This window comes from Eudoraea sp. (assembly GCF_049669105.1).
Classification (GTDB): Bacteria; Bacteroidota; Bacteroidia; order Flavobacteriales; family Flavobacteriaceae; genus Eudoraea.
Genome location: NZ_JBATKE010000027.1, coordinates 1 through 1,602, shown reverse-complemented (window position 1 = coordinate 1,602; position 1,602 = coordinate 1). Strand labels below are relative to the sequence as shown.

3 protein-coding genes are annotated in these 1,602 nt (G+C 54.4%); all 3 read left to right on the top strand.

All coding sequences use genetic code 11. From position 1 onward, the window contains the following. Positions 1–734: general secretion pathway protein GspB (locus WBM60_RS02070; protein WP_424282696.1), on the top strand; the 734-nt coding region annotated here is incomplete at its 5' end. A 23-nt stretch (positions 735–757) separates the two neighbouring features. Then, positions 758–1,447 carry a rhomboid family intramembrane serine protease gene (locus WBM60_RS02065; protein ID WP_424282695.1) on the top strand — a complete coding sequence of 230 codons (690 nt, stop codon included), beginning with the start codon at positions 758–760 and terminating at the stop codon, positions 1,445–1,447. A gap of 3 nt (positions 1,448–1,450) precedes the next feature. Then, the coding region (locus tag WBM60_RS02060) for a DUF1820 family protein (protein ID WP_424282697.1) at positions 1,451–1,602 on the top strand (152 nt) is incomplete at its 3' end.

The following is a 1,602-nucleotide window of genomic DNA, read 5'->3' as shown; positions in this document are numbered from 1 at the left end:
ATGAGGCGCCAAGCATACACTCGGATGATCAACCCGGCCCGGTTTCCGAATCCCTTCCTGCCGGTGCGTTGATCGTATTGTTGCTGACGGGATTGTTTCTCAGCGGCTGGTTCGCCTGGCGACAGTACCAGCCACCTGTCGGCATTTACCAGCCGCCGGTTACGCTGCCAGTGGATAAAGTTCGAACCGTTTCCGAACCGGTGGTAAATGAAAACGAGCCCGCCCAGGTTACACCTGAAATTCCGACTGTCAGTGTTTCCGCAGGTCAGCAAAGGACGCCCGTGGAATCTTTTCAGCCAGCCGCCAACACCGCTACTTCGCTAAATTCGGGTGTGCAAGAACCACCGGCGGAAGAAAGTGAAACTGCATTGGCAACAAGTGCAATCAATAAGCAGGCCGGTAACGATAAGGTAACGATTGGCCCGTCGGATAGCATCAGCTCGACTACCGAAACCAGCCTTAAGCAGGCCAGTGCTGAAGAGGAACCATTTCATCCCGGTGAACCAGCCCCCATCGGTTACTGGGAACTGCCAGATGCGGTCCGTTCAGATGTGCCTGAAATCAAATACAGTGTTCTTGTCTTTGCCACGGATCCGGCAGACCGCTTTGTGCTGATCAACGGTCAACGCCTGGGCGAGGGGGACAGCGCCCGGCCCGGGCTCGTGGTGAAGGAGATCAGGCGCGATGGTGTCGTATTCAGCTATCGTCTTTACCAGTTCCTGGTAGAAAAATAATAACCAGACGCTGGTCGTAGACGTTGGACTCGGGCATTGTCACCAACTGGTCAAGATCGGCACCGCGCTTTCCATGGGTGACACTAACCCTGTTTTTATTTTGTACCGGGGTTAAGTTACTCCACTCGGGTCTGACGCCACTTGCCCAGAACGCGATGCTGGAGTTGGGTGGTGTACTGCCGAGCCAACTGGCGCAGTTATTCAGCCGCCCTTTGGCCGGGTGGGCCGACGCCCAGCTTCTGACCCTGGTCAGTGCAATATTCATTCACGCCAGTTGGTTACACCTATTGGGAAACATGGTTTATTTATGGGTGTTTGGAATGCCGCTGGAGCGCCGCCTGGGCAGCCTGGGCATGGTATTGGTATTCGTGTTGGGCGGTGCGTTATCCAACCTGTTTGTGACGATGCGTTTGCCGGATTTGACGTCACCCATCGTTGGCGCCAGCGGCGCGATTTCAGCAGTGGTTGGCGCTTACCTCGGGCTGTTCCCGTCCCGTCGGATCGGCATGCTGCTGCCATTGGGACTCTACCTTCAGTTTGCCCGCGTGCCGGCCCTGTTGGTGATTGGGTCCTGGTTTACGTTACAGTTGGTTTATACCGTTCTCGGCCCCATAACGGGAATAGTGGCCTGGTGGACGCATATGGCGGGTTTTGCACTGGGTTTGATATTCGCTTTGCTGGTTCGAGCTACTGCACAAATCAAATTGAGATAAAGCATGTCCAAACCGGATACTGAAAAACTGTTTCGCGTTGCATTCCTTAACCATGGCAAGGTATACGAACTATTTTGTAGCGGGGTTTGCAGCAGCAGCCTGTGGGGTTTTGTTGAAATATCGGGTCTGGAGTTTGGCGAAAAAGATTGCCTGGT